Raw genomic sequence first — 16,432 nt, forward strand, 5'->3', positions numbered from 1 at the left:
ACCACCGAGCTTCGCTCAGACAGACGAGGAGGAACTCGGCCGGTAGACAACGACTGGGCAGACGGCGCACGCAGACCGCCCGCTTTGAGCGAACCATCGGCAGGTGGCTCGGATATCGCAACGCGGTAGCTCGTCCGCTGTCCCTGCCTCGGCCTTCGGGGCGGACGGAGCGCCGGCCAACTGTCCGATCAACCTGCAATGCTGATCACTCCAGTGCTCACAGGCGGCCTGGACACACTCGTCTGCGAATCGAAATCGAGATTCCGGATCGCCCTCCCGTCGGGCATCCCGATCGAACCGCTCGTCGACCAGAAGCGCCGGGCGAAGATAACCCAGGCGGCCGTCCTCTCCGAGTACGGCGATAATCTTTGCGCCCTCGTGGCACGTGGTGCTCGGGCACAGTGCACTCGGAGATTCGGGGTCACTGGCCATCTACTGCTCCACCATCTTCACCCGGTAACCTTGCGGGTTGCCACCCATCCTCGTAATGGACATACCTTCGCCGAGCAAATCCACGCTACGGCCTCCGAGATTGACCTTGGCGAGTTCCAGCAGTACGGCGCTGCGCAAGGCGCCGTCGATCCGCTGCACCACGTCGTCCGGGAACTCGATGCCATCGATCTCGATACGGAACTCCTGCCGCCTGCTTGCAGACATACATGCTCCTTCACTTCCTTTCCCGCAGGGGGATGGCCCTCACCGGGGATGCGAAGATGTCAGCTGTCGCAGCACGGAGGCTCCGATGTCCCGCGCTGGTGGTGGTTCCACAGAAACACGCGCATCAGCCGGCGTGCCATCAATAGGAGACCAGGCGTGTAGCGGCCACCCGTGTGAACCCACTTCGGGATCACGTCCGAGCTCGGTGAGGATCTGCCGTCGTGACGTCCGGTCCGAGCCCCGGAAAACTTCTGAGTACCGCAAGGCCAGGCGGCGGCCGGTGGCGCCGGGCGGGTGCGGCCGGGAGGGGGCAGGAAGGCGGGGACGGTTCCCCGACCTTACTTTCACCTACCTGCACGAGAAGGCGCTCGAGTCCCGGGGCCCGAAGCTCAGGCCCCGGGCTCCGGGGCCCGCAGCTCCCTCAGCGACAGCCCGTCCAGCACCGCCCACTCGCTGACCCGGTCCACGACGTCCACCGTGCGGCCGTCCAGGGCCGGTGTCGCCTGCGGGTCCTCGGCCGGGACGAGCAGCCACAGGCCGTGCGGGGCGTCGGCGGGGCGCCGGGCGGACTCCTGCAGCGTGACCAGGAGCTCCCGGCCTCCCGCCTCCCAGTAACGGGCGGCCAGTCCGGCCCGGTGGGCCAGGAGGACGGTGCGCGGACCCGACTGCTCGGCGAGGGTGGTGACGCGGGCGGCGACACGTTCGGCGGCGAGACGGGTGTAGGAAGCGAGCGCCGCCCCGATGACGCCGGAGACCGCGAACGTGGCGTCGGCCTTCAGCAGGGCCTGCCACCGCACCCCCTGCTCCTCGGCCAGCTCCCGCATCGCGGTGAGGAACAGCTCGTCGAGTGCGACCGGTACGACCTCGTAGCGCGACGCCAGCCTCTCCTCCACACCCGGGAGTTCGGCGCCCTTCAGGGTGAGCGCGAGGAAGCCGCCGCGTCGGTGGGAGGTCTCCAGACGCGCGGCGAGCAGCTTGCGCGGGTCGCGGCCCTGCGCCAGGTCGCCCTGTGCCGCGGCGATCAGCGTGCCCGTGCTGGTGAGCGCGGACACGGACACGTCGTGGCGGCTCCCGGGCACCTCCTGTACGCGTGGCAGGAAACGCTTGCGCTCCTGGTCGTAGCCGAGGGGGAAGTCGGCCTCGGCGAGGGCCTCCTCCAGCTCGACATAGGTGGTGTCCGCCAGGACCGCCAGACCGGGGAAGCGGGCGCGGACCCGGGCCAGCAGATCCGCGGCGGTGATACCGACATGGGCACGCACCCCTGCCGGAGCCTGCGAGATGCGCAGGGCGCGCGGGAGGTCCAGGTCCAGGGGGAACAGTTCGAGGCGCGGGGAGAAGGCGACTCCCTGCGCCAGGGCTGCGGCGAGCGCCACCAGCCGGGTGTCGGCCAGCGGCGTTATCCCCTCGGGCGGGCTCACCGCACGCAGCTCGCGCAGCACGGTCGCCCGACCGGGCAGCGGATCGCGGGCCGCCACCACGGTCGCGGTCTCACCGAGACGGGCCGCGTACTCCGCCAGCTCGACCGGCGTCGGGTCGTCGGCACCCGGCTGGTCCTCCAAGGCCACCAGGACCCGCCCGGCACGCCGCAGGACGGTGAGCCGGGCCGGGGCCTCGGCAACGGTGTCGGCGTCCTCGGTGCGCTTGCGGGCCTCCGTCTCGGCAGCCGCCCGCACCACGGCGAGTGCCAGGCCCAGGGTGTCCGCGGGGCCGGCGTCACCCGCGCCGTGCCGGGCACGCAGCTCGGTGGCCAGCTCCTCGGCCGTCATGACCCTGCCCTGCTCGGACAGGATGGTCACCAGCTCGTCGCGGATCCGGCGCAGCCACGGCAGGCCCGCCCACTGTTCGATCGCCGCGAGCTGATGCTGGGAGACGGTGGGCTGGCTGATGCCCAGCGCCTTGGCGATGGCCGGCTGGGCGGGCCAAGGCTCCAGCCGCTCCGCGCCCGGGAGTTGCAGCGTGCTGCGTACGACATCGGGGCGTGGCTTGGTACGCCGGTTCCCCTCCGCCGGGGTGAGCCGGGCGGCCAGCGTGTCCACCGACTCCAGCGCCTCTTCGGGCGCGTCTGCCGCGACGGCCGTCGTGGCCCTGGAAGCGGGCTTCTTCCGCAGGTCGTGCGTCCACTGGCGGTGGCGCCGGTTGAGCTCCTTGCGGATCACGTTGCCGGCGCCCCGGGCACGGGAGATCGAGTGGGGCGGGATGTCCAGCAGAGCCTTCACGGTCGCCGCGCCCAGGCCGGCGGCGACCGAGACGGCCCGCGGCGACAGCCCTGCGGCCTCCAGCGGCGTGGCGAGACCGGCGGCGGCGGCAGCCTGCTCGCGTGCGTCCTCGACGGCCTCGGCGTTCAGTCCCACCGTGGCCGGAGTGGTGGCCGGGCGCGCCGAGTCCGCCGTACGGAACAGCTGCCGCCAGGCCTCCGCCGTCTGGCGCAGGCTGTCGTACCGCTGCTCGACATCCCGGTGCAGAGCACGCTCGAAGAAGCGGGTGAGTCCTTCGCTGAGAGCCGGATCGAACAGTTCACGGGCGACATACAGCTCGGCGTCCGTCACGGTGAGCGGGTCGCTCTGGCCGTCGCCCCACACCGGACGTTCACCGGAAGCCATCTCGTGGAGCGTCACGGCGGCGGCGTACCACTCGGCGTGGTCGTCGTAGCGCGAGCGGCGGCTGCCGCCCAGGAACGGGTCGAGATAGCCGCGGGTGCCCGCGTGGATGTCCTGGTCGGGGGCTTCGGCCAACGAGAAGTCGAACAGCATGAGCTGCCAGGAACCGTCGTTGCGCTTGAACAGGCCCAAGTTGTCCGGCTTGATGTCCCGGTGGCGCACTCCGCGTGCGGCCAGGCTGTCGAGGGCGTCGAAGAGGTCGTTGCCGAACCGCTCCAACTGGTCGTACCCCAGTGCGCCCTGACCGCGCAGGCGCGACCCGAGACTGACCGGATCCCGGTCCGCGGGCGAGCGGAACCCGCCCGCGTACTCGATCTCCAGCACGGTGCGGCCGGCCAGTTCGCGCGGTTCCGCGAGCAGCTTGGCGATGCGGCCTCCGCCGACCTCCTTGAGCGCCTCGGCCTCCGCGTACAGCCTGGCGTCCTTCTCACGGTCCAGGGCGACCTTGAAGACACGGGGAGAATCCGGCTCGGCCGTCCCCTCGTCCGCCGTGCGTCGCACCAGCAGTGCGCGCGCGGTGGCTCCCGTGCCCAGGACCCGGGTGACCGTCCAGGTGTCGTCCAGGGGCTGGCCCGGCAGCACGGTCAGCGGGTCCGCGACCGCGCCGCCCGGCTGCTCGGCCGGTGCGGCGTCGGCCTCCGCGGCGTCCAGGAGACGCAGGAAGTCCTCGGGCGAGGCCAGTCGCTCCTGCAGATCGGCGGCGGTGGCCTGGAAGACCACCGCGTCCAGAGCGGCGGAGATGCTGTCGGCGACCGCGTACGGGTGCAGTCCGCCTTCGGCCGCCAGGCGGTCCACCAAGGTGCTGCGGCGATCGGCGGGCGGGCGACCGGTGAGGAGTAGATACGCGAGGCTTCCCACGCCGAAGACATCGAGATCGACCGGGTCGGCGAACTCCTGGTCGGTCTCCGGAGCGAGATACACCTGGGCGATGTCCGCGATCAGACCCGCGTCCAGAGGCGTGTCCCCGAGTGAGCGGTGCAACGAGGTCTCGAAGTCGCGGGCTGCGGTCTGCCAGTCCGCGATGCGCAGAACGGGATCACTACCGTCCTCGCGCGCCGAGACGTACACCGAACGCGCGGACAGAGCACGGTGGTAGAGGGAACGGTTATGGGCGTAGCGCACCGCCTCGGCAAGCTGGCGCACCATGTCCAGGCGGACCACCGGGGTGAGCCGGCCACCGTAGGCGTCCAGGTAGGCGTCCAGACGCAGATCCGGCTCCCGGTGCCGGAACAGGATCGCCGGGCCGCCCTGGTGCTCCCGGATCTGTACCGCCTGCACGATGCCACGGTGGTTGATGCCCTGCAGCACCTGGTACTCCCGGCGGGCCGCCCGGTCCACCCGGCGGCGCTGCTGCTCGGAGGACGCCTGGCCGGCCAGATAGATCCTCACCCGGCCGCTCTCCTGGACCAGACCGTCGTCGCGTACCGCGAGCCGGTCCTCCCAGCCGGGACCGGCGTCCAGGGCACGTGGCTCCATCCGCCAGCCGTCACCGAAGCGCAGATGCGCGGTCGAGTGGCTGATCCCGATGCGCTTCATCAGCTCTTCGAGCAGTCGGCTGGTCTGCGGGGTGACGCGCCAGCTCTCCCGCTCGGGCGGCAGACCCAGCAGATCGTCCCAGATCTTCGGCAGCCCGCCGGAGCCGTCGTTGCGCCCGAAGACCGCGGTGCGCTGGAACTCGTCGAGCTCACTCACCAGGTCCGGGTCGTGCAGGAAGACCGCCGGCTTGATGTAGGGGATCTGCCTCGGGTCCTCCTTCATGGCCCGGGCAGCCCGCTCCAGCCGGCCTTTGAGCTCCTTGGCCTTGAGATCGGTCAGGTGCAGCGGGTTCTTCAGCGTCCGCACCCGGTCGGCATGGAACTGCCAGGTGTCCCCGTGATTCACCACCCGCCCGGGGTGGCCCTTCAGCTCCAGCAGATACAGACCACCCGGCACGGCGATCAGCAGGTCGCTCTCGTTGACCCGGCCGGAGTCACCGGTGAACTGGAACGTCGCCCACGCCCGGTAAGGCTCGGCCTGGGGCATCAACTGCCGCACATGGTCCAGCCCCTCCTGCTCCCACCGGAATCCTGAGCGGCGTGGCTGGTACCAGTGCTCGCGGCTCGGAGGAGGACCGGGCTTCGGGGCGGACGGCCGCTCGGCTGGCGTCACCGGGAGATCTCCTGGCTCTGATAGGGGCGGGCAGGATGGTCGGAGTCTCACACAGGCAGGGGCTGAAACGACGAGATCCCGGTCAGACGGTGACCGTCTGACCGGGATCTCGTGTGTGCGGTGGACCTGTGGGGATTTGAACCCCAGACCCCCTCGATGCGAACGAGGTGCGCTACCAGACTGCGCCACAGGCCCTTGCAACGAGTGAAACTCTAGCACCCTCGTCGGGGTGCTCGGAAATCCGTATCCCGGCAGGTCACCGAGCCGGGCCTTCCGCCGGTCTCACTCGTTGGCCGCGCGCGGCCGGTCCTCGTCGTCGTACTGGTCGAAGAGGGGCGTCCGGCCTCGGTCACGGGTGCGCCGGGGCGTGTTGCCGCGACGGCGCGGGGCCGGGTCGGCGGCGGGCGTGGCCGTGTCCTGGGTCTCGTGGCTGCCCGTCCGGCTCGGCTCGGCCGGACTGGAGCGGGCCGCGCTCCAGGTCTCCGGGTCACCGACCTCCACCCCGCCCGTGGCGCGCGGCGCGACCGGGGCGGTGACATAGGTCGGCAGGGGAACCGGTACCGGCTCCCAGCTGTCGCCCTGGGCCGGTCCGCGCTCGCGCTGCTGGTCGACCCACTCCGCGTGGTCCGTCTGCTCGACGAGAGCGCGCCGGCCCGCCTCCTGGGGCGAGACCGTGGGTGCGGGCGCGGGCGCCCCTCCGGGCTCCTCGTCGGGGTCGACCGGAGCCGAGGAAGCGGGCTGGTGCCTGCGGGGCCGGTTCTCGCGCAGCCGCTGCGCGGCCACCTCGGCCCGGCGCCGGTCCATGGTGAAGACGAACCGACGGCGCTCCTGGGTGCGCAGATGCACGATGTACGTGCTCAGCAGCACAGCCGGCACGGCCGGTGCCCACAGGAAGCGCAGTCCGCCCACCGCCGCGACGATCGCGCCGAGCGTGAACGCCATGAACAGGATCGTGGTGGTACGCCGACGGCGCGCCAGGACCTGCGAGCGCTGTCTGCGCTCACGCTCGGACTCCGCACCGGAAGGCCGTCGGCCTTCCCGCCACGCGGGTGCCGGACGGAAGGCCCGGCCCGGCGGGCGCTCCTGGTCCGGACGGACGGGCGCGGGGTCGGTCAACCGCGCTTCCGTATGTGCCGGAGGCGCGGAAAAGGCCCGGACGTCGACGGACTCCAGTCGGTCCGTGACGGCATCCGGGTCCACGTCGCCAGGCGCCTGCTCGGCATCCCGCTCCCGCAGCTCCTTGGCGTAACGGCGCTCCATGGCCGCCCGTCCGGACAGCAGCCGGATGGCGGTGCTGAAGCGTTCCGTCGGACGGGCTTCGTTGAGCTCGTCCTGCCTGCGGAGCCACATCGGTACCAAGTAGGCGGCCCAGGCCCCGACGATGACTGCGTAGATGAGGCCGCTGCTGCTCACGCTCACACCGTAGAGGGGTTTGCACGGCAGCATCCGCCAATTGGCCCGGTGTGTCGCACGATCAGGCCGATATGACGGACTTTTTTCGTGACTGTTCAGGTCAACAGTCGCCGAAAGTGAGGCCGCTTACATTCACGGAGCGATCAAATTCGAACACTTATTTTATTTCTCCGGGAGAGCGCGGTGTTCCCGGCGGTCCGGGCGTTCCCGGCGGTCCCGGCGTTCCCGGCGGTCCCGGCCGCATCCTGCGCCAACGCCTCAGCAACCCGTCGGGCACCTCCTCCGCGGTGAGGGCGAAGATCAGGTGGTCCCGCCACGCACCGTCGATGTGGAGATAGCGCGGACGCAGCCCTTCCGCCCGGAATCCCAGTTTCTCCACGACTCTTCGACTGGGACCGTTCTCGGGCCGAATGCACACCTCGATCCGGTGCAGCCCGACCGTACGGAAACAGTGGTCGACGGCGAGCGCCACCGCGGTCGGCATCACGCCACGGCCCGCCACGCTCTGGTCGACCCAGTAACCGACGTGGCCGGAGCACATGGAGCCCCAGGTGATGCCCGCCACCGTCAACTGGCCGACGAGACGGCCCTCGTACTCGATGGCGAACGGCAGCATCCGCCCGGCGTTCGCCTCGGCCCGTAGATGCCGCACCATCTGACGGTAGGTCGGCCGCTGGGCCGGGGGGCCACCGGGGGCCGGCGGCGGTACGGTCGCCTCCCAGGGCCGCAGCCAGTCACGGTTACGCCGGTTGACCTCGCGCCACACGCTCTGGTCGCGCATCTTTATCGGGCGGAGGGTGACCGCGCCGTCGGACAGGATCACCGGCCAGGTCCGGACGTTCAGCTCGAGCTCCCCGGTCGGGGGTGGTCTCCGCCGCGCAACTGGTCGACGGCATGCACCAGAAGCCTGCTCAGGACCGCGAGTCCGTCGCGTACACCACCGGTCGAGCCGGGCAGGTTCGCGATGAGGGTGCGGTCCGCGACGCCCGCGAGGCCGCGGGAGAGCGCGGCGGTGGGGACCTTGTCCCGGCCCTCGGCCCTGATCGCCTCGGCGATGCCCGGGATCTCACGGTCCAGGACGCCGCGGGTGGCCTCGGGCGTGCGGTCGGTGGGCGAGATGCCCGTACCGCCGGTGGTGACGATCACGTCGTAACCCGCCGCCACTCCGGCCCGCAGGGCCGCTTCCACCGGTTCCCCGTCGGGCACGACCTGCGGTCCGTCGACGGTGAACCCGAGGCCGGTGAGGGCCTCGGTGATGAGCGGGCCGCCCTTGTCGGCGTACACGCCTGCGGAGGCGCGGTTGGACGCGGTGACGACGAGGGCGCGGTATCCGCCGGCGCCAGGAGGGCTTCCGGGCGCGGTCATGCGTCCGCCCCCTCCGGTGCGGGGCGCCGGTAGTCACCGGACGTGCCGCCGGATTTCGCCTCGACGCGGACGTCCGTGATCACGGCGCTCTTGTCGACCGCCTTGATCATGTCGATCACCGTGAGCGCGGCGACCGACACGGCGGTCAGCGCCTCCATCTCGACCCCGGTACGGTCCGTGGTCTTCACGGTGGCCAGGATCTCCACCGCGTCGTCGGCGACGCTCAGGTCGACCTTCACACCGGAGACGGCGAGCGGGTGGCAGAGCGGGATCAGGTCCGGGGTGCGCTTCGCCCCCATGATCCCGGCGATGCGCGCGGTGGCCAGGGCGTCGCCCTTGGGGACACCCTCACCTCTGAGGAGCTCGACGACACGCGGTGAGACGAGGACCCGGCCGCTCGCCCGGGCGACACGTGCCGTGACGTCCTTCTCGGACACATCGACCATGCGGGCGGCACCCGCCTCGTCGATGTGCGTCAGTTCGTTCTGCGTACTCAACTCACTCCGCCTAGCGGTAGGGCGCCGGTTGCCCGCCCGTCCCGCGCCGAGGTGCGGACCGAGGGGCCCGGGGGCTTCCCCCGGTAAGGCACAGCGCCAGACACCGTACCGCCACAGCGCCGAAGTCAGCGGAGGAGGATCACCTCGGCCTCCGCGCCGGGCTCGGCGGACGTGACGTCCTCGGGCAGCACGATCAGCGCGTCCGCCTGGGCGAGGGCGGCGATCAGGTGCGATCCGGGCCCCCCGACGGGCGCCACGGTGCCCGCCTCGGCGTCGTAGGTCCCGCGCAGGAACTGGCGCTTGCCGGACGGCGAGGCGAGCGCCTCGTCCGTGTCGAGCGTGGCCCGCACGGTCGGCCGGTGGACGTCCTGGCGACCCATCAGCTTCAGGATCGCCGGCCGGACGAACAGCTCGAAGGAGACGTACGAGGAGACCGGATTGCCGGGCAGTGCCAGCAGCGGCGTGTGGTCGGGGCCGATCGCACCGAAGCCCTGCGGCTTGCCCGGCTGCATGGCGAGCTTGCGGAAGTCGACACCGCCACCGGCCTCGTCCTCGTCTCCCACGGACGACAGGGCCTCCTTGACCACGTCGTAGGCACCGACGCTCACGCCGCCCGTGGTGACGACGATGTCGGCGCGGATCAGCTGGTCCTCGATCGTGGTCCGCAGCGTCTCGGCGTCGTCGGCGACCGCGGGGACGCGGTAGGCGATGGCCCCCGCGTCCCGCGCGGCAGCCGTCAGCGCGAAGCTGTTGGAGTCGTAGATCCGGCCGCCGTCCAGCTCCTCGCCCGGCTGTGCCAGCTCGCTGCCGGTCGACAGCACGACGACGCGCGGACGGGGCCGCACCCGCACCGTGGACCGTCCGATCGCGGCGAGGAGGCCGATCTGCGGCGGTCCGACGACCGCACCCGCGCGCAGAGCCATGTCACCGGGCTGCACATCGCTGCCCTTGGCCCTCACATGGGCGCGTGGCGTGACCGGGCGGTGGATGCGGACCTCACCGCTCGCCCCCTCCGGGGCGTCGCTGTGGGCCCGCATGCCCTCGGCGGGCCCGCCGCCCGTGCCGCCGTCCGTCCACTCGACGGGGACGACCGCCTCGGCGCCCGCGGGCAGCGGAGCACCGGTCATGATGCGGGCGGCCTCGCCGGGGCCGACGGACCGGCCGTCCGCCAGGCCTCCGTCGCCCGCGGCGACGTCACCGATGACGGTGAGGACCGCGGGGAACTCCTCGCTCGCGCCCTCGACATCCGAGATCCGGACGGCGTATCCGTCCATCGAGCTGTTGTCGAAGGGCGGCAGGGCGACCTCCACCACGACGTCCTCGACCAGGAGGCAGCCCTGGGCGTCGAGCAGTTGCAGCTCGATGGGTTCGAGCGGCTTCACCGCGGCCAGGATGTCGTCCAGGTGCTCGTCCACCGACCAGATCGTGCTGCTCAAGCTGTTACAACTCCTCGGTGACGTAACTGCGCAGCCAGGTCCGGAAGTCAGGTCCCAGGTCTTCACGTTCGCACGCGAGTCTGACAATGGCACGCAGATAGTCGCTGCGGTCACCGGTGTCGTAGCGCCGGCCCTTGAAGACGACGCCGTGCACCGGGCCGCCGATCTTCTCGTCCTCGGCCAGCAGCTGGAGTGCGTCGGTGAGCTGGATCTCGCCGCCGCGGCCGGGCTCGGTGCGGCGCAGTATGTCGAAGACCGCGGGGTCCAGGACGTAGCGGCCGATGACGGCGAGATTGCTGGGCGCCTCGGCAGGATCGGGCTTCTCCACGAGTCCGGTGACCCGGACGACGTCGCTGTCGGCGGTCGCCTCGGTGGCGGCGCAACCGTACAGGTGGATCTGCGAGGGGTCGACCTCCATCAGGGCGACGATGCTGCCGCCCTCACGCTCCTGGATCTCGACCATCCGGGCGAGAAGGGGGTCACGCGGGTCGATGAGGTCGTCACCGAGAAGCACGGCGAACGGCTGGTCACCGACGTGCGGAGCGGCGCAGAGGACGGCGTGGCCGAGACCGCGCGGGTCGCCCTGACGTACGTAGTGCATGGTGGCCAGGTCACTGGACTCCTGGACCTTGGAGAGCCGTTCGGCGTCTCCCTTGCGGGTCAGCGCGGACTCCAGCTCGTAGTTCCGGTCGAAGTGGTCCTCCAGGGGACGCTTGTTGCGACCGGTGATCATCAGTACGTCGGAGAGGCCCGCGGCGACCGCTTCCTCGACGACATACTGGATGGCGGGCTTGTCGACGACAGGCAGCATCTCTTTGGGAGTGGCCTTGGTGGCCGGCAGGAACCGGGTGCCGAGACCTGCAGCTGGAATGACAGCTTTGCTGATCCTGGGGCGCGACTGAGTCATGCGCAGAACTCTAGCCGGTGCCTATGGGCGGAAGATGAGCGTCCGGTTAACTTCGTTCTCATACATCCACATAAACGAGCTATGCGAGCACCCGTTGAACGATGACATGTCCCGAAAAGCGGCACTGCGACGTGAACTGCTCGCCGCACGAAGGCTCCTCACCCCGCAGGACGTCGGACAGGCCGCCGCGGTTCTCTCCTCGGCCGCCTCGGATCTTCCCGAGCTGACCGGCGCCCGGACCGTGGCGGCCTATGTGTCCGTGGGGCGCGAACCGGGCACCCACGCGCTCCTTGACGCCCTTCGGGCGCGGGGCGTACGCGTGCTGCTGCCGGTGCTCCTGGCGGACAACGACCTGGACTGGGCCGTGTTCGAGGGTGCGAACCACCTCGTGCCCGCGGGCCGGGGCCTGTTGGAGCCGGACGGCACGCGCCTGGGGCCGGAGGCGGTCCTCGACGCGGACGCGGTTCTGCTGCCCGGCCTCGCCGTGGACGAGCGCGGGATGCGTCTGGGACGCGGCGGGGGCAGCTACGACCGGGTGCTGGCCCGGCTCGCGTCAGCCGGGGCGCACCCCGCCCTGATCGTCCTGCTGTACGACGACGAGGTGGTCGCGCGGGTTCCCGAGGAACCGCACGACCACCCCGTGGACGCCGTGGTCACGCCCGCCGGAGCACGGCGCTTCCGCTTCCCGCCTACGGTTTCCTGAGCGTCAGGGTGTCGACCGTGGACTGCTTCACGGCGCCCTCCTCGAAGGACCAGTCGAGCAGTTCGCCCTCCACCCACTTGTCCGTCTGGTCGGTGTAGTGCGCGCTGAACGCGTGCCCGGAGGCACCGGTGAGGTTGATCCACCGGGACTTGTCCCAGTCCCCCACGTTGACGACCATCCGCATCGAGGGGACCCAGATGACCTCGTAACCGCCGGCCGCGTTCCAGCCGGAGGCGTTGACCGCCGCCTCGCCGCCGCCGAGGTCCCAAGGGCCGCGGTTGAGGGCCCGCTGCAGGAGGTCGGGGCCCTCGGTGCCGAGTGTCTGGTTGCGCAAGGACAGCTGGTGCAGCCGGCCCCAGCTCCAGGTGTTGATGTCCTTGCCCAGCTCCGCGGTCAGCTCCCAGCGCGCGTCCTTCATGGCGCGGGCGAAGAGCTCGTCACGGCTGTCGATGGCCGTGTCGCGCCCCTTGGCCGGGACCTTCCACCACTCGCTGTCCTGGTCGTCCAGGACGCTTTCCACCACCTCGTACCAGCGGTCGCCCCCGTCGGGCTGCGCCGCTTCCGGGGCGCGCTGACCGCATTCCCGTACGAGCTTGTCCTGCTCGTCCACCGGCCCGGTCCCGGCTACCGGCTCCACATAGATGCAGTCGCCCTTGGCGCGCATCTCCTTGGGAAGCTTGTCGCCGAAGGCCAGCTTGAGGATGTTGCGCCAGACGCCGTTGAAGTACGCGGCGGCGGCCGAGTCGGGCTCCTGGGTGTAGTCCCAGCCCTCCAGCAGCTTCTGGGCCTCACGGACGTTCTTGTCGGAGATGCCGATCTTCTTCAGTTCGGGCACCAGCTTCGCGGCGATCGCGCTCTGGTTGTCCATCTGCATCGTCTGCATGTCGTCGGTCGAGATCTTCTCGCCGCCGTCGATCTTCTTCTTGAGCAGGTCGTTGATCCGCTGGCTGCGGGCGCCGTAGCCCCAGTCCTTCGTGAGCATGTGCTCGTAACCGTCGCCGATGACCGCCTGGTTGGCGGTGACGATGTAGCCCCGGTCGGGGTTGTACTCGTACGGCAGCTCGTCGAAGGGGACGGGCTTCTTCTCCCAGCCGTAGTCGGGGGACCAGCCGGGGCTCGGCAGCGTGCCGTCACCCTTGAGGCGGACCGGGATCCTGCCCGGTGCCTGGTAGCCGATGTTGCCCTTGGTGTCGGCGTAGATGAGGTTCTGGGACGGCACCTCGAAGTGCTCGGCAGCCTTCCGGAAGCTCGTGAAGTCCTTGGCGCGGTTGAGCTCGAACACCGCGTCCATGGACTTGCCGGGCTCAAGCGCCGTCCACTTCAGGGAGACCCCGTAGCCGTCTCCGCGGTCGGGAGCGGAGGTGGTGACGGGAGCCTTCTTGCCGACCTTCTCCAGCTCGCTGTTGCGGTCGGAGACCAGCGGGCCGTTGTTGGTCTCACGGACGGTGATCTTCCTGCTCCTGCCGCCCGCGACCTTGATGGTCTCCTCACGGGTGATGAAGGGCTCGGTCCTGCCGTCGTACTGGTAGCCGTCGGCGGAGACCTTCTCCAGGAAGAGGTCGGTGACGTCGGCTCCGAGGTTCGTGAAGCCCCACGCTATGTCCTGGTTGTGGCCGATTATCACACCGGGCATCCCGGAGAACGTGTAGCCGGCCGTGTCGTACTGGCACGACGCGGAGAGCTGACGGCAGTGCAGCCCCATCTGGTACCAGAGCGAGGGGAGCTGCGGCGCCAGGTGCGGGTCGTTGGCCAGCAGCGGATCGCCGGTCGTCGTGTGGGCGCCGGAGACGACCCAGGAGTTCGACCCGATGCCGTTGCCGTTGGGGCCGAGGAGTGCCGGGATCTCGTCCAGGGTGTCGCTGAGCGCGGAGAGCTGGGTGTTGAGGCCCTCGGTCGCGCCCTCGACGGTCTCGGAGCCGATGCTGTCGGACGGCTCGGCCTCCGGGTCGTACTTCCCGGTGACCGGGGAGACACCTCCCTGCTCGACGATCGGCTCGTTCTTCTCGTACGGGTAGTCCGGGTAGAGATCCTTGATCTGCTTCTCGCTGAGCCTGCTGGTCATCAGCGAGCGGTCGATCTCGTCCTGCATGTTGCCGCGCAGGTCCCAGGCCATCGCCTTGAGCCAGGCCACCGAGTCGACCGGGGTCCACTCGGTGGGCTTGTAGTCGTTGGTCAGGCCGAGCGCCGCGTACTCGACGGAGATGTCCTTGCCGTCCTTGCCGTCCAGATACGCGTTCACCCCCTCCGCGTAAGCCTGGAGGTTCTTCTTGGTGTCCTCGTCCAGGACCTCGTCGTACTCCTTCTGCGCGACCTTGCGCCAGCCCAGAGTGCGCAGGAAGGAGTCGGTCTCGACCTGGCCGGCGCCGAACATCTCGGAGAGCCGTCCGGACGTCATGTGGCGGCGTACGTCCATCTCCCAGAAACGGTCCTGGGCCTGGACGAAGCCCTGGGCGCGGAAGAGGTCGCTGTCGGTGTCCGCGTAGATCTGCGGGATCCCGTAGTCGTCGCGTTTGACGTCGACGTCCCCGGACAGACCTTCGAGCTCGATCGATCCGGTGGTCTGCGGGTACGAGGCCCGGACCGTGGAAACGGACCAGTACGCGCCGTACCCGACACCCGCGACAAGCGCCAGCACCAGGACGATCACGAACAGGCGGGCGCGTCGCCCCTTCTTCCTGCCGGCCTTCTTCGCAGCGGAAGACCCGGGAGGGGCGGTTGTGTTGGCGGGCATCGCTGTCCTTCGAGGGGCAGGGTGGTCCTGGGAGTGCAGGAGCAACCATAGGCGCCCCGCCGAAGCCACTCGGACGCGGTATGGGGATGCATCCATTTGCGCACCGGTTCGCACGGACACTCGAAGGCGTCAAGAAAACGTTAAAGATTAGGTAAGGTAACGAAGTACTGGCCGCCGGAGGCCGATCCGGAAGGCGTACGCAGGGAAGGAACGGACCCTGACTGTCCACGCGCTCAACGAACTTCTGCTCGTCTGCTCGGTCGTGCTGCTGGTCGCCGTCGCGGCCGTCCGCATCTCGTCCCGCAGCGGGCTCCCCAGCCTGCTCCTGTACCTCGGCATCGGGATCGCCATGGGTCAGGACGGCATCTTCGACGTCAAGTTCGACAATGCCGAGTTGACCCAGGTGATCGGCTACGCCGCCCTGGTCGTCATCCTGGCCGAGGGCGGACTGGGCACGAAGTGGAAAGAAGTGAAACCCGCGCTGCCCGCGGCGGCCGTTCTGTCGACCGTCGGCGTAGCCATCAGCGTGGGTGTCACCGCGAGCGCGGCGCACTACCTCGTCGGCCTGGACTGGCGGCAGGCCCTGATCATCGGCGCCGTCGTCTCCTCCACCGACGCCGCGGCCGTCTTCTCGGTCCTGCGCAAGGTCCCCCTCCCCTCCCGCATCACCGGGGTCCTGGAGGCCGAATCCGGCTTCAACGACGCCCCCGTGGTCATCCTGGTGGTGGCGTTCTCCGCCGTCGGCCCCGTGGAGCACTGGTACGTACTGGTCGGCGAGATAGCCCTGGAGCTGGCCATCGGCGCGGCGATCGGCCTCGCGGTGGGCTGGCTCGGTGCCTTCGGAATCCGCCATGTGGCACTGCCCGCCTCCGGGCTCTACCCGATCGCCGTGATGGCCATCGCGGTGTCCGCGTACGCGGCGGGCGCCATGGCCCACGGCAGCGGGTTCCTGGCCGTCTACCTGGCCGCGATGGTCCTCGGCAACTCCAAGCTCCCGCACTGGCCGGCCACCCGGGGCTTCGCCGACGGGCTCGGCTGGCTGGCACAGATCGGCATGTTCGTCCTGCTCGGACTGCTGGTCACTCCGCACGACCTGATCGACGACTTCTGGCCCGCCGTGGTCGTGGGGCTGGTCCTCACCGCCGTGGCCCGGCCGCTGTCGGTCTTCCTCAGCCTCGCGCCGTTCCGCCTGCCCAGACGCGAGAAAGCCCTGATGTCCTGGGCCGGGCTGCGCGGCGCCGTCCCCATCATCCTGGCGACGATCCCCATGGTGTCCGGCATCGAGGGCAGCACCCGGGTCTTCAACATCGTCTTCGTCCTCGTCATCGTCTACACCCTGATCCAGGGACCGACGTTGCCCTGGCTGGCGAGGGCCCTGAAGATTTCTGACGACCCGTCGGAGACCTCGGACCTCGGCATCGAATCGGCCCCCCTGGAACGGCTGCGCGGCCATCTGCTGTCCGTCGCGGTCCCCGGCACATCCAAGATGCACGGCGTGGAGGTGGCGGAACTCCGGCTGCCCGCCGGGGCCGCGGTCACCCTCGTCGTACGGGACGGCAAGAGCTTCGTCCCCGCCCCGTCGACCGTCCTGCGCCACGGGGACGAGCTGCTGGTCGTCGCGACCGACCCGGTGCGCGACGCCACGGAGGCACGGCTGCGGGCGGTCGGCGAGGGCGGCAAGCTGGCCGGCTGGCTGGGGACCGGCGGGGCGGACCGCCGGAACGGCGCCAAGACGAATCTGCCGCACGTCGCGCGACTGGCCAAGAAACTGGGCAAGGGCGCCGAGGACCGTCCGGGCGACAAGGCGGGCGGCAGGCGGGCTCACCACTGACCGGACGCGTCGCGTGAGCGACCGCCCACATTCACAGGTCCGCCGGGACCGGAGCCTGTAAGATGAAGGACTGGATCTCTCGATCCA

11 protein-coding genes and 1 tRNA gene are annotated in these 16,432 nt (G+C 70.2%); 2 read left to right on the forward strand and 10 right to left on the reverse strand.

What is annotated here, in order from left to right; translation table 11 throughout:
- Positions 1-432 precede the first annotated feature (432 nt).
- The 9 genes from ACFYSH_RS16365 to galU all read right to left on the reverse strand — a co-directional run bounded on the left by ACFYSH_RS16365 (position 433) and on the right by galU (position 11,080).
- The gene (locus ACFYSH_RS16365) at positions 433-657 is read right to left on the reverse strand and encodes a hypothetical protein (protein WP_388753108.1); all 225 of its coding nucleotides are present in this window, start codon (positions 655-657) and stop codon (positions 433-435) included.
- A 389-nt stretch (positions 658-1,046) separates the two neighbouring features.
- A complete protein-coding gene (gene pglW, locus ACFYSH_RS16370; protein WP_388753111.1) occupies positions 1,047-5,462 on the reverse strand; it encodes a BREX system serine/threonine kinase PglW in 4,416 nt (1,471 codons plus the stop codon).
- 121 nt (positions 5,463-5,583) lie between these two features.
- Positions 5,584-5,657: transfer RNA gene (locus ACFYSH_RS16375), tRNA-Ala, on the reverse strand.
- Positions 5,658-5,744: 87 nt separating this feature from the next.
- Positions 5,745-6,908 (reverse strand): gephyrin-like molybdotransferase receptor GlpR, encoded by a 1,164-nt coding sequence (glpR, locus tag ACFYSH_RS16380; protein WP_359476144.1) that lies wholly within the window; start codon positions 6,906-6,908, stop codon positions 5,745-5,747.
- Between the two features lie 124 nt (positions 6,909-7,032).
- Entirely contained in the window at positions 7,033-7,698 is a 666-nt protein-coding gene (locus ACFYSH_RS16385; protein ID WP_388753114.1) for a GNAT family N-acetyltransferase, read from the reverse strand.
- A 17-nt stretch (positions 7,699-7,715) separates the two neighbouring features.
- Positions 7,716-8,240 (reverse strand): MogA/MoaB family molybdenum cofactor biosynthesis protein, encoded by a 525-nt coding sequence (locus ACFYSH_RS16390; protein WP_359476150.1) that lies wholly within the window; start codon positions 8,238-8,240, stop codon positions 7,716-7,718.
- The gene (gene moaC, locus ACFYSH_RS16395; RefSeq protein WP_359476153.1) at positions 8,237-8,737 is read right to left on the reverse strand and encodes a cyclic pyranopterin monophosphate synthase MoaC; all 501 of its coding nucleotides are present in this window, start codon (positions 8,735-8,737) and stop codon (positions 8,237-8,239) included. Before moaC ends, ACFYSH_RS16390 begins: the two co-directional genes overlap by 4 nt.
- Positions 8,738-8,862: 125 nt before the next feature.
- The gene (glp, locus tag ACFYSH_RS16400; protein WP_388753118.1) at positions 8,863-10,173 is read right to left on the reverse strand and encodes a gephyrin-like molybdotransferase Glp; all 1,311 of its coding nucleotides are present in this window, start codon (positions 10,171-10,173) and stop codon (positions 8,863-8,865) included.
- Positions 10,174-10,177: 4 nt separating this feature from the next.
- The gene (gene galU / locus ACFYSH_RS16405) at positions 10,178-11,080 is read right to left on the reverse strand and encodes a UTP--glucose-1-phosphate uridylyltransferase GalU (protein WP_359476159.1); all 903 of its coding nucleotides are present in this window, start codon (positions 11,078-11,080) and stop codon (positions 10,178-10,180) included.
- Positions 11,081-11,186: 106 nt separating this feature from the next.
- Between galU and ACFYSH_RS16410 the strand changes: the two genes are divergently transcribed.
- Positions 11,187-11,783 carry a 5-formyltetrahydrofolate cyclo-ligase gene (locus ACFYSH_RS16410; RefSeq protein WP_388753121.1) on the forward strand — a complete coding sequence of 199 codons (597 nt, stop codon included), beginning with the start codon at positions 11,187-11,189 and terminating at the stop codon, positions 11,781-11,783.
- Here the strand turns inward: ACFYSH_RS16410 and ACFYSH_RS16415 are convergent.
- Positions 11,770-14,514: a penicillin acylase family protein gene (locus ACFYSH_RS16415; RefSeq protein ID WP_388753124.1), complete on the reverse strand. Its 2,745-nt coding sequence runs from the start codon at positions 14,512-14,514 to the stop codon at positions 11,770-11,772. The genes ACFYSH_RS16410 and ACFYSH_RS16415 overlap by 14 nt on opposite strands.
- 262 nt (positions 14,515-14,776) lie before the next feature.
- Here ACFYSH_RS16415 and ACFYSH_RS16420 point away from each other — a divergent pair, with 262 nt between their 5' ends.
- Complete coding sequence (locus tag ACFYSH_RS16420; protein ID WP_388753127.1) at positions 14,777-16,345, forward strand: potassium/proton antiporter; 1,569 nt, start codon at positions 14,777-14,779, stop codon at positions 16,343-16,345.
- The last annotated feature ends 87 nt before the right edge of the window (positions 16,346-16,432 follow it).

Origin of the sequence: Streptomyces sp. NPDC005791, from assembly GCF_042871485.1 — a bacterium.
Lineage (GTDB): Bacteria > Actinomycetota > Actinomycetes > Streptomycetales > Streptomycetaceae > Streptomyces.